The 24,255-nt window shown below is 71.1% G+C and carries 21 protein-coding genes and 1 tRNA gene; 6 read left to right on the top strand and 16 right to left on the bottom strand.

The features are described 5' to 3' along the window. The first annotated feature begins 168 nt into the window (after positions 1 to 168). Together ABD151_RS18805 and ABD151_RS18800 are read left to right on the top strand one after the other, a co-directional pair. On the top strand, positions 169 to 1,491 hold the full coding sequence (locus ABD151_RS18805) for a sensor histidine kinase (RefSeq protein WP_343996359.1): 1,323 nt from the start codon (positions 169 to 171) through the stop codon (positions 1,489 to 1,491). Then, positions 1,443 to 2,090 (top strand): response regulator, encoded by a 648-nt coding sequence (locus ABD151_RS18800; protein WP_343996358.1) that lies wholly within the window; start codon positions 1,443 to 1,445, stop codon positions 2,088 to 2,090. Before ABD151_RS18805 ends, ABD151_RS18800 begins: the two co-directional genes overlap by 49 nt. 92 nt (positions 2,091 to 2,182) lie before the next feature. On the opposite strand, the gene ABD151_RS18795 is transcribed toward ABD151_RS18800, so the two are convergent. The 10 genes from ABD151_RS18795 to ABD151_RS18750 all read right to left on the bottom strand — a co-directional run bounded on the left by ABD151_RS18795 (position 2,183) and on the right by ABD151_RS18750 (position 11,300). Then, positions 2,183 to 3,043 carry a Bax inhibitor-1/YccA family protein gene (locus ABD151_RS18795; RefSeq protein ID WP_343996357.1) on the bottom strand — a complete coding sequence of 287 codons (861 nt, stop codon included), beginning with the start codon at positions 3,041 to 3,043 and terminating at the stop codon, positions 2,183 to 2,185. Between the two features lie 153 nt (positions 3,044 to 3,196). Next, positions 3,197 to 5,356 carry an acyltransferase family protein gene (locus tag ABD151_RS18790; protein ID WP_343996356.1) on the bottom strand — a complete coding sequence of 720 codons (2,160 nt, stop codon included), beginning with the start codon at positions 5,354 to 5,356 and terminating at the stop codon, positions 3,197 to 3,199. Positions 5,357 to 5,466: 110 nt separating this feature from the next. Continuing rightward, positions 5,467 to 5,543 (bottom strand) — tRNA-Leu (locus ABD151_RS18785). 7 nt (positions 5,544 to 5,550) lie between these two features. Continuing rightward, positions 5,551 to 6,135 (bottom strand): peptide deformylase, encoded by a 585-nt coding sequence (locus tag ABD151_RS18780; protein WP_343996355.1) that lies wholly within the window; start codon positions 6,133 to 6,135, stop codon positions 5,551 to 5,553. Continuing rightward, complete coding sequence (locus ABD151_RS18775; RefSeq protein WP_343996353.1) at positions 6,132 to 6,650, bottom strand: glycine cleavage system transcriptional repressor; 519 nt, start codon at positions 6,648 to 6,650, stop codon at positions 6,132 to 6,134. Before ABD151_RS18775 ends, ABD151_RS18780 begins: the two co-directional genes overlap by 4 nt. Positions 6,651 to 6,687: 37 nt before the next feature. Then, positions 6,688 to 7,608, bottom strand: a complete 921-nt coding sequence (locus tag ABD151_RS18770; RefSeq protein ID WP_343996352.1) for a Ppx/GppA phosphatase family protein — start codon at positions 7,606 to 7,608, stop codon at positions 6,688 to 6,690. Positions 7,609 to 7,628: 20 nt separating this feature from the next. After that, complete coding sequence (locus tag ABD151_RS18765) at positions 7,629 to 8,129, bottom strand: DUF501 domain-containing protein (RefSeq protein ID WP_343996351.1); 501 nt, start codon at positions 8,127 to 8,129, stop codon at positions 7,629 to 7,631. Then, positions 8,126 to 8,710, bottom strand: coding sequence for an FtsB family cell division protein (locus ABD151_RS18760; protein ID WP_343996350.1), 585 nt, complete (start codon positions 8,708 to 8,710; stop codon positions 8,126 to 8,128). Before ABD151_RS18760 ends, ABD151_RS18765 begins: the two co-directional genes overlap by 4 nt. 6 nt (positions 8,711 to 8,716) lie before the next feature. Next, positions 8,717 to 9,997 carry a phosphopyruvate hydratase gene (gene eno, locus ABD151_RS18755; RefSeq protein WP_343996349.1) on the bottom strand — a complete coding sequence of 427 codons (1,281 nt, stop codon included), beginning with the start codon at positions 9,995 to 9,997 and terminating at the stop codon, positions 8,717 to 8,719. A gap of 223 nt (positions 9,998 to 10,220) precedes the next feature. Beyond that, a complete protein-coding gene (locus ABD151_RS18750) occupies positions 10,221 to 11,300 on the bottom strand; it encodes a tetratricopeptide repeat-containing glycosyltransferase (RefSeq protein WP_343996348.1) in 1,080 nt (359 codons plus the stop codon). Positions 11,301 to 11,392: 92 nt separating this feature from the next. Here ABD151_RS18750 and ABD151_RS18745 point away from each other — a divergent pair, with 92 nt between their 5' ends. From ABD151_RS18745 to ABD151_RS18730, 4 genes are all read left to right on the top strand, one after another. Continuing rightward, positions 11,393 to 12,073, top strand: coding sequence for a hypothetical protein (locus ABD151_RS18745; RefSeq protein ID WP_343996347.1), 681 nt, complete (start codon positions 11,393 to 11,395; stop codon positions 12,071 to 12,073). Between the two features lie 68 nt (positions 12,074 to 12,141). Continuing rightward, positions 12,142 to 12,717 carry a tetratricopeptide repeat protein gene (locus ABD151_RS18740; protein ID WP_343996346.1) on the top strand — a complete coding sequence of 192 codons (576 nt, stop codon included), beginning with the start codon at positions 12,142 to 12,144 and terminating at the stop codon, positions 12,715 to 12,717. A 70-nt stretch (positions 12,718 to 12,787) separates the two neighbouring features. Continuing rightward, positions 12,788 to 13,918 carry a collagen-like domain-containing protein gene (locus ABD151_RS18735; protein ID WP_343996345.1) on the top strand — a complete coding sequence of 377 codons (1,131 nt, stop codon included), beginning with the start codon at positions 12,788 to 12,790 and terminating at the stop codon, positions 13,916 to 13,918. A gap of 252 nt (positions 13,919 to 14,170) precedes the next feature. Then, positions 14,171 to 16,783, top strand: coding sequence for an esterase-like activity of phytase family protein (locus ABD151_RS18730; protein ID WP_343996344.1), 2,613 nt, complete (start codon positions 14,171 to 14,173; stop codon positions 16,781 to 16,783). 69 nt (positions 16,784 to 16,852) lie between these two features. On the opposite strand, the gene ABD151_RS18725 is transcribed toward ABD151_RS18730, so the two are convergent. The 6 genes from ABD151_RS18725 to ABD151_RS18700 all read right to left on the bottom strand — a co-directional run. Further along, complete coding sequence (locus ABD151_RS18725) at positions 16,853 to 17,257, bottom strand: MazG nucleotide pyrophosphohydrolase domain-containing protein (protein ID WP_343996342.1); 405 nt, start codon at positions 17,255 to 17,257, stop codon at positions 16,853 to 16,855. Between the two features lie 67 nt (positions 17,258 to 17,324). After that, entirely contained in the window at positions 17,325 to 18,044 is a 720-nt protein-coding gene (locus ABD151_RS18720) for a hypothetical protein (RefSeq protein ID WP_343996341.1), read from the bottom strand. Between the two features lie 47 nt (positions 18,045 to 18,091). Beyond that, positions 18,092 to 21,616: a transcription-repair coupling factor gene (gene mfd / locus ABD151_RS18715; protein ID WP_343996340.1), complete on the bottom strand. Its 3,525-nt coding sequence runs from the start codon at positions 21,614 to 21,616 to the stop codon at positions 18,092 to 18,094. A gap of 74 nt (positions 21,617 to 21,690) precedes the next feature. Then, positions 21,691 to 22,293 carry a hypothetical protein gene (locus tag ABD151_RS18710; protein ID WP_343996339.1) on the bottom strand — a complete coding sequence of 201 codons (603 nt, stop codon included), beginning with the start codon at positions 22,291 to 22,293 and terminating at the stop codon, positions 21,691 to 21,693. 326 nt (positions 22,294 to 22,619) lie between these two features. Beyond that, positions 22,620 to 23,534 carry a pseudouridine-5'-phosphate glycosidase gene (locus tag ABD151_RS18705; protein WP_343996338.1) on the bottom strand — a complete coding sequence of 305 codons (915 nt, stop codon included), beginning with the start codon at positions 23,532 to 23,534 and terminating at the stop codon, positions 22,620 to 22,622. Then, positions 23,531 to 24,255: PfkB family carbohydrate kinase (locus ABD151_RS18700; RefSeq protein WP_343996337.1), on the bottom strand; the 725-nt coding region annotated here is incomplete at its 5' end. The genes ABD151_RS18705 and ABD151_RS18700, both read right to left, overlap by 4 nt.

Here is a 24,255-nt window from a genome sequence, read left to right as displayed (position 1 = left end):
CGGGTAGGTCCAACACCTGTTCGTCCATGGCCACCACCCTGGTCACGTGACGACCTCCCTACGAGAGGGCAGGCACCCGGGCCGATGGTGGTGCTAGCCCCACCGACAACACCCGCGGTCGACGGAAGGATGGGAGACTCGAACCGCCGCAGCACAAGGAGATCCACGATGAGCAGCACCGCCACGACCACCGCGGGACTGGCTCCCCCACCCCGTTGGGGCGAGCCCGGCGCGGTGCGGGCACGCCTCCAGCTCACCGCGTGGAGCTTCGCCTACGTGCTGCTCGCGGTGCCGGCCCTGATCCTCACCATCCTGGTCACGGTCTCCCTCTCCGTCGCCGTGGTCGGCGTCGGCCTCTTCCTGCTACTGATCTTCGTTCCGCTGCTCTCCCGCTTCGCCGACGTCCACCGAGCCGCGTCCGGACGACTGCTGGGCCGGGAGATCCCGCGTCCCCAGCGGCGACGTGCCGGCAGCCCGCTCAAGCAGCTCAAGGCCTGGGTCAACGAGCCCGCACGCTGGCGCGAGCTGGCCTGGGGCTTCATGTCGCTCAGCATCGGCTGGGTGATGGCCTGGCTCGCGCTCGGCTGGTTCCTGGGAGTGGTCTGGTACCTGGTCTTCCCCTTCGTCTTCTGGGTCTCGCCCGACGGCGTCTTCGACAACAACTACGGGTTCTTCGTCCTCGACACCCAGGCCGAGGCCTTCGCCGAGTGGATCTTCCTGCTGGTCGCCCTCCCGCTGTGGTGGTACGTCACTCCCGCGCTGATGCACTGGCGGGCGCTCCTCGATGAGGCACTGCTGGCGCCGTCGCGCGCCGAGCTCACCCGCCGAGTGGCCGGGCTGACCGAGTCCCGCGCCGAGACCATCGACCACTCCGCCGCCGAGATCCGTCGCATCGAGCGCGATCTGCATGACGGCGCCCAGGCCCGGTTGGTCTCGCTGGGGATGAGCCTCGGCCTCGCCGAGCAGAAGCTGAAGGAGGACCCCGACGCCGCCGCCCTGCTGATCCAGGAGGCTCGCGAGGCGGCCGGGGGCGCGCTCGGGGACATCCGCAGCGTGGTCCGCGGGATCCACCCGCCGGTCCTCGCCGACCGCGGCCTGGGTGGCGCGGTCCAGGCATTGGCCCTCGATCTGGACGTGCCCACGTCCGTCCTGGTGGACCTGCCCGGGCGTCCGCCGTCCCCGGTGGAGTCGGCGGTCTACTTCGCGATCAGCGAGGCGCTGGCGAACGTCGTCAAGCACGCCGGAGCCACCCGTGCGACCGTCGAGCTGAGCCACGACGGCGAGCGGCTCCGGGCACGGGTCACCGACAACGGCACGGGCGGCGCCGATCCACGACGCGGCACCGGACTGGCAGGCCTGCAACGCAGGCTCGCGGCGTTCGACGGCAAGATGGTGGTCGACAGTCCGCTCGGCGGACCCACCACGATCGAACTGGAGCTTCCGTGCGCGTTGTCATCGGCGAGGACCATGCGCTCCTCCGCGACGGACTGACCCGGCTCCTCGAGGCCAGCGGATTCACCGTCGTCGCCGCGGCAGCCGACGCCCCCGGGCTGACCGCCGCCCTCGCCCAACCCGATGTCGACGTCGCAGTGGTCGACGTCCGGATGCCGCCCACCCTGACCGACGAGGGGTTGCGGGTCGCGATCGCCGCGCGGGCAGCCCGTCCGGGCCTGCCGGTGCTGGTGCTGAGCCAGTACGTGGAGCAGCTGTACGCCCGCGAGCTGCTCGGCTCCGGTCAGGGCGGCGTCGGCTACCTGCTCAAGGACCGGGTCGCCGACGTCGCCGAGTTCGTGGCCTCGGTGCGCCAGGTCGCCGGTGGAGGCACGGTGCTCGACCCCGAGGTGGTCGCCGCCCTGGTCTCCACCGCCGGACGCGGCTCACGCCTGGACCGGTTGACGCCGCGTGAGGCGGAGGTGCTCGCGCTGATGGCGGAGGGGCGCTCGAACAGCGCCATCGCCGGGCGCCTGGTGGTCACCGAGAAGGCGATCAGCAAGCACATCGGCAACATCTTCGACAAGCTCGACCTGCCGCTCTCCGACGACGACCACCGCCGGGTGCTGGCGGTGGTCGCCTGGCTTCAGGGCGAGTAGCAGGGCCCGCGCCCGGCGCGCCCCCAAGATGCGACGAGGGGCCGAGCCATCCGGCTCGGCCCCTCGAAGGGTTCGCGTTGCTGCGGTGCGGGTCAGTCCTGCTGGAGGATCGCCAGCAGACGCAGCAGGTTGGTGTAGATCCAGACCAGCGAGACGGTCATCGCGAAGGCCGCGCGCCACGACTCGCGCTCCTCGAGCCCGGCAGCGATGCCCTGCTCGACGAAGTCGAAGTCCATGATCAGCATGAAGACACCGAGCACCAGACCGACGATCGCGGTGATCAGGCCCAGGGTGCCGAAGCCGAACAGGCCCATGCCGGCGCCGAAGATGCTCAGCACCATCTCCAGCAGGCCGAGGCCCACCATGCCGAACATCGCGGCGACCACGAAGGTGCGGAACTTGTTGCCGACCTTGATGTTGAGGAACTTGTAGGCGGCCAGGGTTCCGGCGAACGCCGCGAAGGTGCCCATCACCGCGTTGGTGACGATGCCCTCACCGAACTGGGCGTCGAACATCTTGCTCAGCGCGCCGAGCGCGACACCCTCAGCGGCGCAGAAGGCCAGCACCAGGGCCGGGCTGATCACGCGCTTGAAGGAGTTCACCATCGACAGGATGAAGGCACCACCGGCACCGAGCATCGCCGCCAGGTAGATGCTGTTCAGCGCGGACGAGCTGTCGATCGCCGGCGTCATGATCCAGGTGATCACGGCGGTGACGATGACGACGCCGAGCGCGATGCCCGTCTTCTGCACGACGGAGTCGATGGTCATCGGGCGCTGGGCGACCGGTGCCGGAGCGTAGCCGTAGTCGGCCTGACCGCCCTGGCCCGCGTGACCGCCCTGAGCGATGTTCCACTGCGACGGGTCGTTGGCGTAGGTCTGGTTCCCGTATCCGTGGGCGCCCTGGCCGTTGAAGCCCTCAGCGCGGCTGAACACCGGGTTGTTGCTCTTCATGGTTGGTCTCTCCTCGGAGGCCTGGGGCGGCGACCCAGTTCAGTCGCCTGATGTTTCCAAGTGTAGGCAGGCCCTACACAGAAAGAACGAGCACGGACGTGGGGTTGTTCCCCCAATTTCGCTCGGCAGGCGCGGTCCGCGCGGCGCCGCGGCTCACTCGGCGGCGTCCGCCGGGGACGTCTGCTGGCGCAGTCCGAGGTGACCGGCGAGCGACTCCGCGAGGTGGGTCGCGTACTCGTTGGTCATGTGGCTGGAGTCGCGGTAGGAGAGCATGTCGCCCACCACCGTGGGGCACCGGGCGTCCAGGCAGAACCACTGCTCGGTCTCCACCGCCTCCACACCGGCAGCGCGCGCAGCCTCCTTCTGATCCGCCCTGACCTTGCCCTCCCGAGCCTCGAGCAGGCAACCTCCCAAGGTCGCGCGCGGCGATCCGAGGCAGGTCGCCGGGTCGGTGGTGACCCGGGGGATGTCCAGCAGGAGCACCGTGCGCTCGGCATCGCCCTTGAGCCGGTCGAGGGCGTCCACGTAGCCCTGCATGATCAACGGGCGGGTCGCGGCCGCAGCCGTCAGATGCGTGCCCCCCGCATCGCGGATCCCCCCGTTCGGCGCGGAGGTGGACATCACCAGCAGCTCCGGCTGGATCTCGGCGATCTGCTCGGCGGCCCAGTCCCGGAAGTCGACGCATCCGGTATCCGGCTCGTCGCTGTCGGCGCGGTCCGGCGTGACCAAGGAGGCCGTGCACTGCACCCGCACCAGGTAGTAGGTGCGGTAGCCGTAGGCCTCACCGATCGCGTCGAAGGCGTTGATCCAGTGCCGGGCATGGGAGTCGCCGACCACGACGATGCTGCGCTCGCTGTCGACGTCCCCACGCGGGCAGAGCTCGCGCACCGAGTCTTCGAAGTAGTCGCAGCTGCCGACGTCGGCGTAGGAGTCGAGCAGATCGGGCAGCTCCGGGCGCAGGGACGCCGGCAGCTCGCCGCCGTCGCGGGCCGCGCCCACCGAGGCCATCAGCAGCGCCTCCGCCTGGTCCTCGGTGCCGTAGCGCTGCTTCCAGTCGGCCTCCAGCGCGATCACCTCGCCGTCCCCGCCGGGCTGCTGGATCAGGTAGGAGGTGGAGCTCCACCACACGCCGAGCAGCACCACCACGGTGACCGGGTAGACCGCGACCCCGCGCCACGACGGCGCCAGCCAGGAGGCCCGCCGGAACGGGTTCTCCACGAACCGGAAGGTCAGCCAGGCAAGGACGAAGGTCGCCGCGACGGCGGCCCAACGCTCCGGCCAGGTGAGGTCGCGGGCCAGGTACTGCGCCGGGATCACCAGCAGCGGCCAGTGCCACAGGTAGAGCGAGTAGGACCAGTCGCCGGTCACCGTCAGCGGCCGCAGGCTCAGCAGCCGGTCGGTGAGGCTGCGCGCGGCGCCCAGGCCACCGGCGACGAGCACCGCCAGGCTGCCCAGGCCGGGGGCCGCGGCGCGCCAGCTCGGGAACGGCGTCGCCTCGTCGTAGCTCAGGCAGGCCCAGATGATGGCGGCGAGGCCGACCGCGGCCAGCAGCTCGACGGCGATCCGCGGCCACGGCGCCGACGTCGTCGCGCGCTGGCGACGGGCCAGCCAGATCGCTCCGAGCGCGCCGAGCCCGAGCTCCCAGGCCCGGGTGAACGGCGAGAAGTAGCTGAAGGTCGGGTTCGCCGTGGTCTGGCTGATCGACCACCACAGGCTGACGCCGCAGATCACCAGCAGCGTGATCAGCAGGACGCCCAGCTCAGGGCTCTGCCCGGAGCGTCGAGCCCGCTTGCCGCGACCGCCCCAGCGCCCGACCAGCAGGACCACCGCCAGGATCACCAGCGGCCAGACCAGGTAGAACTGCTCCTCCACCGCCAACGACCAGTAGTGCTGGACCGGGGAGGGTGGCAGATCGGTGGCGAAGTAGTCGGTCTCGGCGAGGCCGAGGTGGACGTTGATCGCGAAGAACCCCGCCCAGATCGTGTCCTCGAGCGCGCCGGGGCCGTAGATCGGGCCGAGCCACAGCGCGGAGGCGACCGCCGTCACGATCAGCACCAGCGTCGCAGCCGGCAGGATCCGCCGGGCCCGGCGGGCGTAGAAGTCGGCGATCGAGACCCGGCCGTTGCGGTCCACCTCGCGGATCAGCAGCTGGGTGATCAGGAACCCGGAGATCACGAAGAAGACATCGACGCCGACGAAGCCACCGGCCATCGGGGCGAACTGCGCATGGCTGGCGATCACCGTCAGCACGGCGACAGCACGAAGACCCTGCACATCGCTGCGCAGGGTGGTCCGGGCCGAGGTGCCGGTCACAGTGCGCGAGCCTAGCCAGCGCTGCCCGGCAGCACCAAAGGCTCGAGCCCCCGCAGGCGCCCTCGTCCGCGACGTCGATGTCCCCGTCGCCCTCGTTGGCGCGGGCGGCTTGGTGCCCCCGGTGGGGGTCGAACCCACACTGCGTCGCTTTTAAGGCGACTTCCTCTGCCGATTGGGATACGGGGGCGGTTACCTCACAGGTACGTCTTGCGAGGGTAGATCGCGTGCGCGCCGGCCGCACGATCCAGGAAGAGCAAACCATCACAGTGGTCGATCTCGTGCTGCAACGCCCGCGCCTCGAAGGCGTTCGCCGCGAAGGTGACCACCTCGCCGGTGCCCGGCAGCTGGCCGCGCACCACGATCCGGCTGGCACGCTTCACGTCTCCGGTGAAGTCGGGAACGCTCATGCAGCCCTCGCGCGCCTTCTCGTTCTTCGACGAGGAGACCACCTCGGCGTTGCAGAGCACGAACGTGCCGTGGTGGTCGCGGGTCTTGGGGTGCTCGGAGACGTCGACGCAGAAGACCTTCACCCCGGCACCGACCTGCGGAGCCGCCAGCCCGACACAGCCCGGCGAGACCCGCATGGTGGCGACCAGGTCCGCTGCCAGCTGGACGATCTCCGGTGCCGTCGGGTCGACCTCGCCGCCCTGCGTGGAGAGCACCGAGGCAGGCGCACGGACGACCTCGAGCAGCGCCCCCTCGACGGGGAGCTCGCTCACGTTCCAGTCAGCCAGCCGTTCGGAGAACGTGGCAGCGCTGCCGTCTCTCGCTTCGCTCACAGCTCATCTGCCTCCACGGCAGAGAGCGTGACGCCGACTCCGAGCTCGGCAGCGGCCTCGGCAAGCCCGGCGCGGACGGCGTCGATGTCGGCCTCACGCGGCAGGTCCACCTCGGCCACGAGCAGGTAGAGCTCGCCTGCCAGACGAGTGGTCAGGTCGGTGATGTTGCCGCCGACGGCAGCGACCCGGGCCACGATCGAGGAGACGATGCCGGGACGGTCGCCGCCGTGCACGGTCAACACCCACGAGCTGCCCGCTGCCGAGGCAGCCTGCTCGAGAGGGACCTCGCGCACGGTGACGGTGAGGTCGCCGCCGGCGGTCAGCGAGGCCAGCGCGCCCTCGATCGCCGCGGTCGCGGCGTCACCGTCGCTGATCAGCATCATCGCGAAGTGACCGCGCAGCAGCGTCATCGTGGAGTCCTCGAGGTTGAGCCCCAAGGAACCGAGGATGGCGGTGGTTTCGGCGATGATGCCCGGGCGGTCGTGGCCGAGCACGGTGATGGCGTGGAGAGTCACCGGGGCATTCTAGGCCGGGACGCTCCCGCCAGCAGGGCTAGGCCACCGACCAGGCGATCCCGTCGAGGATGTCGGCCTCGGAGACGACCAGCTCCTCGACCTCCGTGCGCCGCAGCACGCGGTCCAGGATCAACGCGCCGGCGCCGATCACGTCGGCCCGGCCAGGGTGCATGAAGGGAAGCTGCAAGCGCTGCTCGGTGGAGAGCGCCAGCAGGTCGGCGACCTCCACGTGCACGGACTCGCGGCTGAGCTCGGCCTGGTCGATCAGCTCGCGGTCGTACGCCGCCAGCCCCAGCACGCCCGCCGCGATGGTGATGATGGTGCCCCCGACGCCGATCACCGTGGCGGACTCGGCAGCCGGGACCGGGCAGGAGTCGAGGGCCAGGTCGATGTCGGCGATCGCCGCCGCCAGCTGCGCCGGCGTGGCCGGGCCCCGGTCGAAGTGCCGCTCGAAGAGGCGCACCGACCCGATGTCCATCGAGTGCGCTGCCGAGGGACCGCCGTCCCGGCTGCCGAGGATGAGCTCGGTGGAGCCGCCGCCGATGTCGACGACCAGCAACGGCTCGGGGTGCCGGACCCGGAGATTGCGCGCCGCGCCGTCGAAGGAGAGCGCGGCCTCCTCGGCCCCGGCGACGACCTCCACCTCGATGCCCAGCCGGGCCCGGACGCCGTCCGCGAAGACGGCACCGTTGCTGGCGTCGCGGGCAGCGGAGGTGGCGCAGAACCGGGTGCGCTGCACCGGGTGGGCGGCGACCAGGGCCGCGTACTCGTCGATCGCGGCGAAGGTGCGCTCCAGCGCCTCGTCGGCGAGCACACCGGTGCGGTCGACGTCCTGGCCGAGCCGGACCATCCGCGACTCGCGGACCAGCACCTCGGCCCGGCCGCTGACCCGGTCGAGGTCGGCGACCATCAGCTTGATCGTGTTGGTCCCGCAGTCGATGGCTGCCACCGTGGTCATCGGCGTCTCCGCTCGCGCCGTCAGGAGGTGGCGCAGCCGGCGTCGACGCAGGGGCCGCTGGCCCACCACTCGCCGAGCAGGTCGAGCACCTCGTCGCCGAGCGGGTTGACGCCGCGGCCCTGGGCCAGCGACTGCCCGGCCAGCACGTGCAGGCACTTGACCCGGTTCGGCATGCCACCGGCCGAGATGCCCTCGATCTCCTCGACCTGGCCGATCTCGGTGCGCGCCGCGAGGTAGGCCTCGTGCGCCTTCTGGTAGGCAGCGGCCAGCTCGGGGTCGGTGCCGAGGCGGTCCTGCATCTCCTTCATCAGCCCCGATGCCTCCAGGGTGCCGATCTTGGAGGCGGCCCGGGGGCAGGTCAGGTAGAAGGTGGTCGGGAACGGCGTGCCGTTGGGCAGGCGTGGCTCGGTGGTCACCACGTCCGGGTTGCCACACGGGCAGCGGTGCCCGATCTCGTGGATGCCACGGGGCTCGCGGCCCAGCTGTGCCTGGATCGCGTCGACGTCGCGGGGGTCAATCACTGGTCAGGTGCCTCAAGTTTGTCAGCGGGGCCTTCGTCGTCGGTGGGCGGAACGCCCGCCAGCTTCACCGACTCCCATGCAGTGTCCCACCACGCCGGCGGAACCTCAGGCTCGGGATCGGGGGCGTCGGGCAGCGGAGCGGCGAGATCGACCGGCTCGCCGTTCTCGTCGAGCACCCGGTAGCTCTTCTCGCCGGGGAACACATAGTTGAACCGCTCGCGAGCCTGCTGCACCACGTAGGCGTCGTCGTCGAGGCGGCGCTTCTCGCGCTCGAGCTTGGCGATCTCCGACTCGCTCTTGTCGATCTGCGCCCGCAGGTCGGCGATGTGCTCACGCTGTTGCAGCCAGGCGCGCATGCTCGAGGCGTAGGAGACCGCGAGCACGGTGAGCACCACCAGCAGGATCGCGGCGCGCCCGGTCAGCTTGGGCCGCGGGCGCGACGCCGCCGGAGCAGCCGGCGTCGTGCCTCGCGAGGCGGGCCGGCCAGCCGCCGCAGCAGCGCGAGGCCGGGCGCCGCGAGGACCCGCCGGGCGGCGGCTTCCTCGGGGCCCGTTCTCGCGGTCACCGCGACGGTCGGCCATCGGGCATCAGCCCCGGTCGTAGCGCGGGAACGCGGCGGCGCCGGCGTAGCGGGCGGCCTCGCCGAGCTCCTCCTCGATGCGCAGCAGCTGGTTGTACTTGGCGACGCGCTCGGAGCGAGCCGGAGCACCGGTCTTGATCTGACCGCAGTTGGTCGCCACCGCGAGGTCGGCGATGGTGGTGTCCTCGGTCTCGCCGGAACGGTGGCTCATCATCGAGCGGAAGCCGTTGCGGTGCGCCAGGTCGACGGAGTCCAGGGTCTCGGTGAGCGAGCCGATCTGGTTCACCTTGACCAGCAGGGCGTTGGCCTGGCCGCCGTCGATGCCGCGCTGCAGACGCTCGACGTTGGTGACGAAGAGGTCGTCGCCGACCAGCTGCGTCTTCGAGCCGAGGGCGTCGGTGATCGCCTTCCAGCCCTCCCAGTCGTCCTCGTCGAGCGGGTCCTCGATGCTGACGATCGGGTAGTTGTCGACGAGGTCGCTGTAGTAGGCGATCATCTCGGCGGCCGACTTCTGCTCACCCTCGAAGGTGTAGGAGCCGTCGGTGCAGAACTCGCTCGCGGCGACGTCGAGCGCCAGCACGACGTCGGTGCCCAGCTGGTAGCCGGCCTTCTCGACGGCCTCGGCGATCAGGTCGAGCGCGGCACGGTTCGACTCGAGGTCCGGGGCGAAGCCGCCCTCGTCGCCCACTGCGGTGGCCAGGCCACGGCTCTTCAGCACGGCCTTGAGCGAGTGGTAGACCTCGACGCCGACGCGCACGGCCTCGCGGAAGGTGGGCGCACCGATCGGCGCGATCATGAACTCCTGGATGTCCACGTTGGTGTCGGCGTGAGCGCCACCGTTGAGGATGTTCATCATCGGCACCGGAAGCACGTGCGCGTTGGGGCCGCCGACGTAGCGATACAGCGGCAGCGCGGCGGAGTCGGCAGCGGCGCGGGCCACGGCCAGCGAGACGCCGAGGATGGCGTTGGCGCCGAGCTCGGCCTTGTTCGGGGTGCCGTCGACGTCCAGCATGGTCTGGTCGACCAGGCGCTGGTCGTCGGCCTGCAGGCCGATGATCGCCGGGGCGATCTTGTCGAGGACGGCCTCGACGGCGTTCATCACGCCCTTGCCGAGGTAGCGCTCGCCGCCGTCACGCAGCTCGACGGCCTCGAAGGCACCGGTGGACGCACCGCTGGGCACAGCGGCACGGGCGAAGACGCCGTCTTCGAGTTGCACCTCCACCTCGACGGTGGGGTTGCCTCGGGAGTCGAGGATCTCGCGGGCGCCTACAGCTTCGATCGCGGCCATCGGGGGTTGCTCCTGGGTGTCGTACCTGCGGGGATTGGCGGAGCAAGCCTAACGGTGCGCGCTCCGCGCCGAGCGGGGCACTCGCCGCGATGGGACGCCCGATCACCCGACCGCCCCACTCCCACCCTCCCCCTCCAGCCGCCTGCGGGGGATAGTCCCTGACGTTTTCGTGGTTTTCAGCGCCGAGAACCACGAAAACGTCAGGGACTATCTCCTAGCCGGTTCAGGGGTGGTCGGTGAACCAGGCCAGGTTGGCCTGGAGGCGCTGGTCGGTGGGGTTGGCGGCGAGGGCTTGGCGGGCGGCCACCTCGCCCTCGGCCTTGTGGCCCGTCCACCAGCAGTTGACGGCGAGCTCGTCGAGCGCGCGCCAGGCGTAGGTGGTGGCGTCCACGAACAGAGCGCCCCCGCCGGGGTGCGGCAACCGGGCCGCCTCGCGGGCGTACAGCAGCGCCACGGCGAACCGACCCTCCTGGCGCTCGAGCCGTGCGGCCTGCACCAACGCCTCGGCCCGGTTGGGCGCCACCGCATACGCCCCGAGGTGCATCTCGACCGCCTCGCGGGCAGGGCGTCCGAGCCGCTCCAGGCAGAGCGCTGCCTCGTAGCGCGCGCAGTACGTCTCCTGATCCCAGCCGGCCGGGTTCTCAGCCCGCACCCGGTAGGCGGCCAGCGCCCGCTCGTCATCGCCGGCGTCGCGCCACGACTGCGCGAGATAGAACTGCAGCCGCGGATCTTCGGGCGTGCGGCGCAGCTCGGCCTGGATCACCGCGGCGTCCTTGCGATAGGTGTCGGGGTCCAGCGAGCGCGCGCCCTCCTTGCGCACGAAGTAGCGGGGTGCGGCGAGGTGCTCGGTGCGGGCCGCGGGCAGGTCGAGGTACTCGTGGATCGCCCCCTGCCAGCTCCACGGCCGGTCCAGGCGCACCATGGCGAGGCGCGAATAGTGAACGTCGGCGAACTCGACCGGCAGGTAGTAGCCGTCGGCACCCAGCTCGGGGAACGCATCCGGCAGGTCTGTCAGCACCTCGTCGGCATCGATCCACAGGGCATAGTCGCCGGGTGCGGAAGCCGGCAGCGCGCGAGCGGCGTCCAACGCCTGCTGCCGGTTGTGACCGAAGGAGATCCAGGGCCGCTCGATCAGCTCCCCCGGGAGGTCGCCGAGCACCTGCCGGACGATCTCCTGGGTGCCGTCCTGCGAGCCGGTGTCGCTGACCACCCACCAATCGATCAGCGGAAGCACGCTGCGCAAGCAGCGCTCGATCACGTGGGCCTCGTTCTTGACGATCATGTGGAGGCCGATTCCAGGCATGCGCCGATGCTACGGCGCGGCGCGGCACCAGGGGGCGGTTCAGACCGGGCACAGGACCATCGGCACCCCCGCTGGGACCTTGGTCCCGGCGCATGATCCGCCCACTGCCTGCATACGGCCGGACCGGACTAGCGAGTCCCCGGCCAGGCTGCGTCGATCGCAGCACCGGCAAGCTGCGCCTGGCCCCCTGGACCGCGATCAAGAAGATGCGCGCGAACCAGGACAAGCGGCGCTGCACGGGCAACGAGCGGGTGCTGCACTGGAGCGTGGCCGCGACCAACGCGCAACCAGGCAAGGCCGGCCCGCGCGGAGCCACCGGCGTGGCAGGACCGACCGGTCCCGTCGGGCCTACCGGCACCCAGGGGCCTGCGGGCGTCGCGGACTACGCCTACGGACGCACCCAGAACGGCGCCGGCCTCAACCCGGGCGGCACCAACACCGTCATCTTCGCCGCGCCGATCGCCACCGGCGACATCACCTCGGTGGGCACCGGGTTCTCGGTGACGGCTGGCACCTACCAGGTGACCCTGTCGGCGCGCAGCGAGTCGACGAACGCCGCGATCTGGTGGGTCGACACCGCTTCCGACTACACCCCGCACCCCGGGAGCCAGATCAGCTTCCCGGCTGCGGCCAACGCCTCCGCTGCGATCACCAGCTCGGTGACCTTCGTGACGACGGTCGCCAACGGCGAGATCTTCCGGCCGCGCTACGTCTCCGGGGCACAGGCGAACTTCCGCGACATCCAGCTCACCATCGTCAAGCTCGCCGGCTGACGCACCGAACGACGGCGAACTCGACGTGATCGCGACGGCCAGGCATGCCGGACACTAAACTCCGCGCCATGCCTGGCCTTTCGCGCTCCCCGCACTCCCGTCGCCTCGTTCGCGGTGCCGTCGTCGCCGGCACCCTGATCGCACTGCTGGCGGGATGCTCCGGGGACGACGAGAAGCAAGCGCCGTCCAGCGACGCCGAGCAGGCCGCCGTCGCCGCGCTGATCGACCAGGGCGTGAGCGCGCTGAGCGCGGGCAACCCGGATGCCGCCACCACCGCCTTCGAGCAGGCTCTCGAGCTCGACGAGGAGCAGGCCGTCGCCCAGTACAACCTGGGGCTGATCGCCCAGCAGGACGGCAACGACTCAGCAGCCGCGGCCCGCTACGACGCAGCGCTGAAGATCGACGGCGAGTACGGGCCGGCGCTCTACAACCGGGCCATCCTGTGGGAGACCAAGGATCTCGACAAGGCGATCGCCCTGTACCGCAAGGCGATCGAGGCCCAGCCGGAGCATGCGCCTGCCTACATGCGACTCGGCTTCGCGCTCGTCCATCAGAGCAAGAACGACGAGGCGGCACCCTTCCTGGAGAAGGGCGTGGCCCTCGACCCGAGCATGAAGAACGTGGACGCGCCGCGCTACGAGTAGCGTTCCGCCGGTCCAGACCAGGGCGCGCTTTCTGCTGTCGCCGGCTTTTCGGTGCCCTAGTCTGCTGCGAGTGAGCACGCCTACCCGATCGCACCGCGCCTTCTCGGCGACCTTCGCCACGCTGGCCTTCGCGGCCGTGCTCGGCCCGAGCCAACTGCTGGGCAGCCCCGCCTCCGCGGCACCGGACGAGTATGAGGTCGACGGCAAGAAGATCATCGCCTGCGTCGATCGCGGCACCGGCAAGCTCCGGGTGCTGAGCGCGGCCGAGGTCAAGAAGATGCGTGCCACCAACCAGGCACGCCGGTGCAAGGGCTCCGAGCAGGTGATCCGCTGGTCCGTCGAGGCCGAGCGCGGCGCGACCGGAGCGACCGGGGCCACCGGCGCGGTGGGCCCGACCGGTGCCGTCGGAGAGACCGGAGCCGTCGGCGCGACCGGCGCCCAGGGGATCCAGGGCGTCCAGGGCGCGACCGGCCCGACGGGAGCCACCGGGATCACGGGGGCCAGCGGTGCCACCGGTGCCACCGGCGACGTCGGTCCGCAGGGCATCCAGGGCATCCAGGGCGTCACCGGCGCGACCGGCAACACAGGTGCCACGGGCCCCACCGGATCGCAGGGGCCCCAAGGAATCCAGGGCATCCAAGGCGTCACCGGCAACACCGGAGCGACTGGTCCGACGGGCGCGACCGGCCTCACCGGCGACATCGGCCCGCAGGGCATCCAAGGCATCCAGGGCGTCACCGGAGCCACCGGCAACACCGGAGCGCAGGGCATCCAGGGCATCACCGGCGCTCAGGGCCAGACAGGCGTGCAAGGCGCGACCGGACCGACGGGTGCCACCGGCCCCACGGGTGCGACCGGTGCCACCGGCGCCGGCATCACCGGCCCGACCGGCCCCGCCGGCGCGCCGGGCCCGACCGGCCCCGCTGGCGTTCCCACCTACTACTACGCCAGCAACTCGGCATCGGGCGCGACGCCGGGCAACGGCACCTACGTCACGGCCACCTGCAACCCCGGCGACATCGCGGTCAGCGGCGGGCACTACGGCTCGTCGAACCAGCAGGACGTCTTCGTCTACGACTCGTTCCCGAGCTCCGGGGCGAACACCCCCGACACCACCGACCCCACCGCGTGGACGGCGATGTACTGGAACAGCGGCGGCGGCGTCACGTTCAACGTCTACGCCGTCTGCCTCGACCGCTGACGCCCCCCGGTCGCCCTACCTCGGGCGATAGTCCCTGACGAAAAGCCCCTGAAATCTCCGATTTCAGGGGCTTTCGTTCGTCAGCGGCGGATCGTGGCGACAACGCGCGACTTCGAGCTGCCGCTTCCGGGCCCGAGAACCGAGCCGTCCGACTCCCGCCACCGTGCGTTCACCCACCCGCCACCCGCTGATCCCTCGCCCTCGCCACAGTGCCCGGAGTAGCTCTCGGGCCCATTGGCGAAAGGCATCCCCATGCAGAAGCGACGCGTCGGCGCCGCAGCGGCGGTGGCCGCAGCACTCACCCTCTCCACCCTCGCGGTCGGCTCCACGGCAGGCAGCGCCGCACCGAGCAGCGCCGGAAGCACGCAGGCGTTCCACCGGGTCGCCACCTACCCGGTCTTCCAGAACGTCCCGGACGGCGTCGACCCCGACGCCGCCACCGTCGCCGAGATCTCCACGGTCACCGACGACGGCAAGACGGTGATCTACACCGACGCACTCGGCAAGCGGGCAGGTTTCCTCGACATCAGCAACCCGGCCAAGCCCCGCGGGCTCGGCAGCATCGACCTGACCCAGACCGGCCACGCCGACGACCAGCCCACCTCGGTCGCGGTCGCCGGGAACCACCTGCTGGTGGTCGTCGACACCACGGCCGGCGCCTTCGCCAACCCCAGCGGGCGGCTCGACGTCTTCGACCTCTCGGCGAACCGGGCCCACGTCCGCAGCATCGACCTCGGTGGGCAGCCCGACTCGATCGCGATCAGCCCGGACGGCGCCTACGCGGCGATCGCCATGGAGAACCAGCGCGACGAGGAGGCCACTCCAGCCGGCGGCGACGAGGGCGGCCTCCCGCAGGCTCCGGCCGGGTTCGTCCAGGTCGTCGCGCTCTCCGGCGCCCCGGCCGCCTGGACGCCGTCCCCGATCGCGCTGACCAACGGCGATGGCAGCGCGCTGGCCTCCTTCACCGCTGCGGGCCTCGACACGCCCACCGACCCCGAGCCCGAGTACGTCGACATCAACGCCGCCAACCAGCTGGCGCTGACGCTGCAGGAGAACAACGGCGTCGTGGTGATCGACCTGCCCAGCAAGGAGATCACCAAGGTCTTCAGCGCTGGCAACGCGCAGGTCACGGGGATCGACACCACGAAGGACGGGCTCTTCGACCCGACCGGCTCCATCGACCTGCCCCGCGAGCCCGACGCCGTCCAGTGGGTGGGTGGCGGACTGGTCGCCACCGCCAACGAGGGCGACTGGAAGGGTGGCACCCGAGGTTGGACCGTCTTCGACGCCGCCACCGGCGCCGTCATCTGGGACGCCGGCAGCTCCTTCGAGCAGATCGCCACCCGGTACGGCCTGCACAACAACGACCGTGCGGCCAAGAAGGGCAGCGAGCCCGAGGGCCTGGCCTTCGCCGAGATCGGTGGCAAGCCGCGAGCCTTCGTCGGCTCCGAGCGCTCCAACTTCGTCGCCGTCTACGACATGAGCAACCCGCGCGCGCCCAAGTTCGAGCAGATCCTGCCCACCACGAACGGCCCCGAGGGCCTGCTGCCGGTGCCGAAGCGCAACCTGCTGGTGGTCGCCTCGGAGACCGACGACGCGGCGATCAACGTGCGCGCCTCGGTCGGCGTCTACCAGCTGGCGCAGGGCAAGCCGGCGTTCCCGTCCGTCGTCTCCGCCGACGTGGCCGGGCAGCCGATCGGATGGGGTGCGCTCAGCGCGCTCAGCGCCGATCCGGCGTCGTCGTCGCGGCTCTACTCGGCCAGCGACTCCGCCTACGCCACCGGGCGCATCTACCGCATCGACGCCGCGAAGTCGCCGGCCGTGATCGACGAGGTGATCGAGGTGCGTGACGCCGAGGGCGCCAAGCCCAAGATCGACATCGAGGGCGTGCACGCGCGCAAGGCCGGCGGCTTCTGGCTCGCGCTGGAGGGCGCCACCGGCCCCGAGAACAAGCTGGTGCGCACGGACGCCGCCGGCGTCATCCAGCAGACGGTCGAGCTGCCGGCCGAGCTGACCGCAGGCCTGGCCAAGCAGGGTCTGGAGGGCGTCAGCGCCTGGGGAACCGGAAGCCAGGAGACGGTCTTCGTGACCTTGCAGCGCGAGGCCGCCGACGAGGGGTTCGTGCGGATCGGCCGCTACCAGGTCGCCACCGGCACCTGGTCCTGGTTCGCCTACCCGATCGAGAAGACCACCACCGAGGGCGACTGGATCGGGCTGTCCGAGATCACCGCTCTCAGTGCGGACGTCGTCAGCGTGATCGAGCGCGACAAGCTGAACGGCCCGCGCGCCAAGGTGAAGCGGATCTACACCGTCGACCTGTCCACCGCATCGCGGACCACGGTCGGCTCCATTCTGCCGGCTCGTCCAGTCAGCAAGCGGCTCGCCGTCGACCTGCTCCCCTACCTGCGCGCCGACGCCGGGTGGACCCAGGAGAAGGTCGAGGGCTTCACGGTCAGCGGATCCGGCCAGGTGTTCGCCGTCACCGACAACGACGGGCTCAAGGACGCGACCGGCGAGACGCAGCTGCTGCGGCTCGGCCCGGTGACCCGGGTGCTGGCCAAGGAGTTCCGGACCAGCACTGAGGTCAAGGCGAAGAAGCGCTCCGTGCGTCGCGGCCAGAAGGTGGTGCTGCGGGTCAAGGTCAGCGCTGCCCAGGCGGCGCGCGTCGGCGGCAAGGTGAAGGTCGTCGCGAAGGGGCGGACCCTGGCCACCGCGACGGTGAAGCCGAACGGCACCGCGACCCTCACCTTCAAGGCCAAGCTCAAGGCCAAGAAGCGCGGCAAGCTCACCGTCCGCGCGGTCTTCACCGGCAGCCCGTTCGCCGCCGCCAGCACCAGCCGCCCGATCACCATCCGGGTCCGCTGACCGGCCCACTCCCTCCTGGGTCGTCCCTAACGTTTTGGTCGTAGATCCAGCGCCAGAGCAGCCACAACGTTAGGGACGACCCCCGCCGGAGCGTTCCTGCCGCTTCACTGCCTGCCAGATCTCGTTGACCTCGGTCGCGCTCAGCGGAGGGGCGTCGGGCTCCCGGCCCAGCGAGGCCGGGTCGAAGACGTGGGGGTTGCGGCGCCGCAGCTTGGCGGTGATCCCGGCCGCGACGTCGTCCATGGTGAACTCCCCGCGCTCCTCGGCGATCGCGGCGTGGAAGACGACCTGCAGCAACAGGTCGCCGAGCTCCTCGCACAGATGCGCCGAATCGCCCTCGGCGATCGCCTCCGCGACCTCGCCGGCCTCCTCGTGCAGGTAGGGCACCAGCGACTCGTGGGTCTGCTCGGCCTTCCAGGCACACTCGGCACGCAGTCGACGCATCACCGCGACCAGATCCTCGACCTCACTCACGCCACCAGCATGCCACCACTCCATGTGACCTCAGCGCTCGCGATCGGCGTCAAACCCGACGCTGAGGTCACATGGAGCAGCGCTGGGACGGCGGCAGGCTCTGCACGTAGCCCGGGTCCGGCTCGGTGTCGCCGTTGTAGGCGTCGATCGCCGTCGCGACGTCGCTGACCGGCTTCGCCAACGAGCCGGAGTTGAAGGCGTAGCCCTCCGCCGTCGACGGAGCGAACCTCGGGTCGAGCTCGACGTCAAGACCGGCCGCCCACTCCCGGACCTTGCCCTGCCCGCTGGCGAGCGCCTGCTGCCCGGCGGCTTGGTCGGTCACCGGCCCGGTCTGCCCACCGGCGGCCAGGTACGCGGCCTGGGTGTCCACCTGGGCGCTGATCTGGGCGAAGTCGTCGGCCTGGCTGCCGCTCAGCCCGTACTGCGCCGCGGTCTGGTCGGACTGGCCGACCAGCCAACTGCGCAGCGCCGTCACGTCGAGGTCGTGGACCGCGACGTACTGCCGCGCCACCTCGGCGTCGGTGAGGATCTGCACGGAGTCGTTGCGCAGCACCTGCAACGGCAGCGCTGCGGCCTGCTCGCCGTTGGCCCTCAGGTACAGCGCGCAGTAGCGCTGCGCCAGATCGTCGACGGCGTCGAGCGAGATCCGCTCATCCCCCACCACCACCGCGGCCCCGGGATGGGCCTGATTGCGGACGGCGTCCGACCCGCAGGCACTGAGCGCCAACAGGCCGATGGTCACGACGGCACCTACTCGGGCGAGCCGGTGCTGGAGGGGTGAGGTCACGTCGCTGCTCCTTGGGTAGAAGTGTGGCCGGGACCACACTCCCCCATTCAAGCAGGCGTCGGGGCAGGATCGAGGACAGTGTCGATGACTGCCCGCGCCCAGGCCAGCAGCTCCTCGTCGCGCAACGGCTGGCTCGGCTTGGGCGCCGGCCGCGGCACCAGCACCGAGGACGTCGCGTTCTTGACCAGGCTCTTCGGGTAGAGCCGGTTGAGCCGGACGACGCGCGAGTCCGGCAGGTCCACCGGGTGGAAGCGAACGTTCTTGCCGGCCATGGTCACCTCGGTGATCCCCGCTGCGCGGGCCCGCGCCCGGAACCGGGCCACCTCGAGCAGCGAGCGCACCGGCGGCGGCGGGTTCCCGTAGCGGTCCTTCAGCTCCTCGGCCAGGGCGGCGACGTCGGCGTCGGTGCGCACCTCGGAGAGCCGCTTGTACATCTCCAGGCGCAGCCGCTCGGTCGGGATGTAGGCGTGCGGCAGGTGCGCGTCGATCGGGATCTCGACGCGGACCTCGCCGATCTCCTCGGTGTCGTCCTCGCCCTTGAACTCGGCGACCGCCTCGCCGACCAGACGCACGTACAGGTCGAAGCCGACGTCGGCGATGTGGCCGGACTGCTCACCACCGAGCAGGTTTCCGGCGCCACGGATCTCGAGGTCCTTCATCGCGATCGCCATGCCGCCACCGAGGTCGGAGTGCTGTGCCAGCGTCGCGAGCCGCTCGTGGGCGGTCTCGGTGAGCGGCTTCTCGGTGGGATAGAGGAAGTAGGCGTAGGCGCGCTCCCGGGAACGACCGACCCGGCCCCGCAGCTGGTGCAGCTGGGAGAGGCCGAGGGTGTCGGCGCGCTCGATGATCATCGTGTTGGCGTTGGAGACGTCCAGGCCCGACTCGACCAGGGTGGTGCACACCAGCACGTCGAAGCGCTTCTCCCAGAAGTCGAGCATCACCTGCTCGAGCTGCTTCTCGTTCATCTGGCCGTGCGCGGTGGCGACCCGCGCCTCGGGTACCAGCTCCTTGAGCTTGGCCGCCGCCTTCTCGATCGAGTTGACCCGGTTGTGGATGTAGAAGACCTGGCCGTCGCGCAGCAGCTCGCGCCGGATCGCCGCCACCACCTGGCGGTCCTCGTAGCCGCCAACGTAGGTCAGCACCGGGTGCCGCTCCTCGGGCGGGGTGGCGATCGTGGACATCTCACGGATGCCGGTGATCGCCATCTCCAGGGTGCGCGGGATCGGCGTCGCGGACATCGCCAGCACGTCGACCGAGGTCCGCAACCGCTTCATCTGCTCCTTGTGCTCGACGCCGAAGCGCTGCTCCTCGTCGACGATGATCAGGCCGAGGTCCTTGAACCTGATGTCCGGGTTGAACAACCGGTGGGTGCCGATCACGATGTCGACGGAGCCGTCGAGCAGGCCGGCGATGACCTCCTTGGCCTCCTTGTCGGTCTGGAAGCGGCTGAGCTGCTTGAGCACGACCGGGAAGCCGCTCATCCGCTCGGCGAAGGTGGAGTGGTGCTGGGTGACCAGCAGCGTGGTGGGCACCAGCACCGCCACCTGCTTGCCGTCCTGGACCGCCTTGAAGGCGGCCCGGACGGCGATCTCGGTCTTGCCGTAGCCGACGTCGCCACAGACCAGGCGGTCCATCGGCACGACCTGCTCCATGTCGCCCTTGACCTCTTCGACGGTGCTGAGCTGGTCGGGCGTCTCGGTGTAGGGGAAGGCGTCCTCGAGCTCACGCTGCCAAGCCGTGTCGGGCCCGAACGCGTGGCCGCGGGTCGCCTGGCGGGCGGCGTAGAGCTTGATCAGCTCGGCGGCGATCTCGCGCACCGCCTTGCGGGCCTTGCTCTTGCGCTTGGCCCAGTCGCCGCCACCGAGCCGGTCGAGGGCCGGCTGCTCGCCGCCGACGTAGCGGGTGACCTGGTCGAGGGCGTCGGCCGGCACGAAGAGCCGGTCCGCCGGGGCGCCGCGCTTGGAGGCGCCGTACTCCAGCACCAGGTACTCGCGCATCGCGCCGCCGACCTCGCGCTGCTTCATCTCCACGAAGCGGCCCACACCGTGCTGCTCGTGGACGACGAAGTCGCCGGGCTTCAGCTCGAGCGGGTCGATCTGCTTGCGCCGCCGGGCCGGCATCTTGCGCATGTCGCGGGTGGAGGACGCCTGACCGGTGAGGTCGTCGTCGGTGATCACCGCGAACTTCTCGCCGACCAGGCCGCCGAGCAGGCGGCCCCAGGTGACGGTGACGATGCCGTCGCCGCGGGCCGGCGCCTCTCCGGTCTCGTCCAGGCGAGCCGGCAGGTCGTTCTCGCCGAGCACCTCGTAGCTGCGCTCCGCCGAGCCGTGGCCCTCACGGACGATGAAGACCGCGCGGCTCTCGTCGTTCCAGGCGCGGACGTCGCGGATCGCCTGGGCGATGTCGCCGCGGTAGCTCTCGGCAGGCTGGACGCCGACCACGCGGGTCTCCGGGGCACCGGCCTCGGGCGCCAGCGACGCCGCCTCCTCGTCGAGGCCGAACGGGCTCAGGGTCCACCAGGCGAGGCCGCGGGCGAGCGCGTGCTCGCGGACGTCGCCGATGCTGCGATAGGAGGCCGCGCCGAGGTCGATCGGCGCCTCACCGCCGCTCGCGGCGGCGGCCCAGCTGGCGCCGAGGAACTCCTCGCTGGTGGCGACCAGGTCGTGGGCGCGGGAGCGGGTGCGCTCCGGGTCGAGGACCAGCACCTGGGTGTCGGTCCCGAGCAGGTCGACCAGCAGCTCCATCTCGTCGACGAGCACCGGCGCGAGGCTCTCCATGCCCTCGGCCGCGATGCCCTGGGCGAGCTTCTCGGTGATCTCGCGCAGCTCGGGGTGGCGGGCACCGAGCTCGGCGGCGCGCTCGCGGACCTGCGGGGTGAGCAGCAGCTCGCGACACGGCGGTGCCCACAGCCGCTCGGCCGCCTCCAGGGTGCGCTGGTCGGCCACCGAGAAGGTGCGGATCTCCTCGACGTCGTCACCGAAGAACTCGACGCGCAGCGGGTGCTCCTCGGTCGGCGGGAAGACGTCGAGGATCCCGCCGCGCACGGCGAACTCGCCGCGCTTCTCGACCAGGTCGACGCGACTGTAGGCGGCGTCGACCAGACGGCGGCCGATCTCCTCGATGTCGACGCTGTCGCCGACGGCGAGCGCCACCGGCTCCAGGTCGCCGAGGCCCTTGACCTGCGGCTGCAGCACGCTGCGCACCGTGGTGACCACGACCTGCAACGGCGTCTCGCCGGGGTGACAGAGCCGGCGCAGGACGGCGAGGCGGCGGCCGACAGTGTCGCTGCGGGGGCTGAGCCGCTCGTGCGGGAGGGTCTCCCAGCTCGGGTAGAAGGCAAGGCGGTCCGCGTCCAGCAGGTCACCGAGGGCGGCCACCAGGTCCTCGGCCTCGCGCTCGGTGGCGGTGACGGCGAGCACGGTGCGCCCCTCGCGCACCAGACCCTCGATCAGGAACGGTCGCAGCCCCACCGGACCGGTGAGGTCCAACGCGTTGACCGTGCTCGCGTCGGCGAGCGCAGCAGCGAGGGTCGGTTCGGACAGGACGATCCGGGCGAGTCCGGAGAGGCGCACAGGGGTTCCCTTCGCAGTGCAGGCACAACACCGACACCCCCGGATACGAGGCACCGGGGGTTCGGCTGGTCAGTCTACGCGGGGGTGGCGACACGACCTGGGGTCGCGGGCGGAGCGGCACCGGGCCGCTCAGCGATGAGCAGCGGCACCCGACTCGTCCCGAGAAGGTGCGCGCCGAGTCGCGGCCCGATCAGCTCGGCCAGCCCGACGGTCGCCGAGAACATCCCCTCCAGGTCAGCCAGCAGCAGAGGCTCATGGTGGGCGACCCGGTTGCGGATGACGTGCAGGACACCGACCCGCTCGTCGACGTCGCTGCGCGCTGTGCCGCCAGGGAAGGCGTGATGCAGGTACGGGCGCCAGAGTTGAACATCGTGGGCGCTCGAGGAGAGGTAGCGCCAGAAGCCGAACATCAGTCGGGCCACCACCTTGCCCGGAGCCGCGCTCGGACCACCGGCCTCGGCCAACGCCCTGCGAAGGCTCCGGCGAGGCTTCTCATTGATGTCGACGCTGATCTTCCGGCCATCTCTGACCTTGGCCCGCATCACCGGCGAGAAGAGTGCGTCTCCGCACGCGGTCCAGTGGCTCCCGAAGCCGGTCCGTTCCTCCAGGGCACAGTTGCAGGCGTTGCGAAGACCCACCTCCAGATGCGCGAGGTCGCGCAGGATCGCCGCGCTCAACTGGCGTTCCACTCGTAGAGCGCGAGAGCACCTGCGCGGTCGCCCGCTGCCGCCTCGACGTAGACGGCGAAGCGAGCCGGGCTGAGCCAGTGGGTCACCCACCGGTCGCCCCCAGGGGCCGAAACCGCCCTCGCCGCACCGTCCGCCATCGGGTAGCCTTCGTCTCGACAAGCCCCAGTGGACCTCTGACCGTGCCGGTCACGTCGCTGGGGCTCAGAACATTTCGAGCAGGCTACGCGCGTTGACAGCGGTCGGCGGGGCTCCTCCACAGGCACTCGCCCGCGATCGAAGCCGCCCCGAGCCGCCTCCGATCGCGGGCGGAGCCCTCAGCCCGCGTAGGCGACCGCGATCGCCGCGCCCAGCCGCGCGTTCGCCCGGACCAGAGCGATGTTCGCGGTCAGGCTGGCACCGCCGGTGATCTCGACGATCCGGCCGAGCAGGTAGGGCGTGGCCTCCTTGCCGTGGATGCCGAGGGCGTCCATGTCGGCGAGGGCCTGCTCGATGATCCCGCCGATCTCCTCGGCCGGGATCTCGTCGGCCTCCGGGATCGGGTGCGCGACGACGACGCCACCGGCGATCCCCAGCTCCCACTTGGCCTTCATCACCGCGGCGATCTGCTCGGCGCCGTCCACGCGCATCGGGGCGGCGTGCCCGCTGGAGCGCGAGTAGAACGACGGGAACTCGTCGCTGCCCTCCACCAGCACCGGCACCCCGAGGGTCTCCAGCTTCTCCAGGGTGAGGCCGATGTCGAGGATGCTCTTCACGCCGGCGCTGACCACGGCGACGTCCGTGGTGCTGAACTCGGTGAGGTCGGCACTGATGTCGAACGACTCCGGGGCGCCGCGGTGCACGCCGCCGAGGCCACCGGTGACGAAGACCTTGATCCCGGCCAGCGCCGCGAAGCGCATGGTGGCGGCCACGGTGGTCGCGCCATGGGTGCCGCGCGCCATCACGTAGGGGATGTCGCGGACGCTGACCTTGGCGACGTCGGGGTGACTGGCGAGCACCTCGAGGTCGTCCGGGGTGAGGCCGATCCGCGGGACGCCGTCCAGGATGGCGATGGTGGCCGGCACGGCGCCGTTCTGGCGCACGATCTCCTCGACCTCACGCGCCATCTCGACGTTCTGCGGGTACGGCATGCCGTGGCTGATGATCGTGCTCTCCAGGGCGACCACCGGGCGTCCGTCGCGCAGCGCGGCGGCGACCTCGTCGGTGAGGGTGAGCATCGGGTGCGGGGTCATCGGATTCTCCTGACGAGGCGTTCGGTGAGGTCGGGGCGGACGGTGTGAGTGCTGGCGACGGTGAGGGCCGCGGCAGCATGGGCGAAGGCGGCGGCGTCGACGTTGCTCTCGCCGGCCAGGGTGGCGTGACAGAAGGCGGCGAGCATGGCGTCGCCGGCGCCGGTGACGTCGACGACCTCGGTCGCGGGGACGGCAGCCAGCTCGGTGGTGCCCTCGGGGCCGCACCACCAGGAGCCGCGCTCGCCGAGGCGGACCCAGAGATGGGTGACACCGCGCTCGCGCAGCTCCTCGACGGCGGCGGCGACCTCGGCGTCCGTGGCGACGTCCCGGCCGACCAGCGCCGCGAGCTCGTCGCGGTTGGGGGTCATCACGTGGATCGGGCGCTGCGGGTCGAGCAGGGCACGCAACGGTTCGGCCTTCGGAGCGCTGACCGGCTCCAGGATCACCGGCACGTCGGCAGCGGCGGCGAGGTCGAGCGCGTACCCGAGGGTGTCGACGGTGAGGTTGCCGTCGAGCACCAGCAGGCTGGCGGTGGCGATCAGGTCGCGGGCGGCGTCGACGTCGCCGGGACCGATCTCCGCGGTGGCGCGCATCGCGGCGACCGCGATCACCAGCTCGCCATCGGCGTCGAGGACCGCGGTGTAGGTGCCGGTGCCGTGCGGGCTGCGCTGCACGTACTCGACGTTGACGCCGGCGTCCGAGGTCGCCGCGAGGACCTGGT

This window comes from Nocardioides dubius (genome assembly GCF_039528155.1).
GTDB lineage: Bacteria > Actinomycetota > Actinomycetes > Propionibacteriales > Nocardioidaceae > Nocardioides > Nocardioides dubius.
Note: the sequence above shows the minus strand (reverse complement) of the source record. Positions and strands in the feature narration are given on the sequence as shown.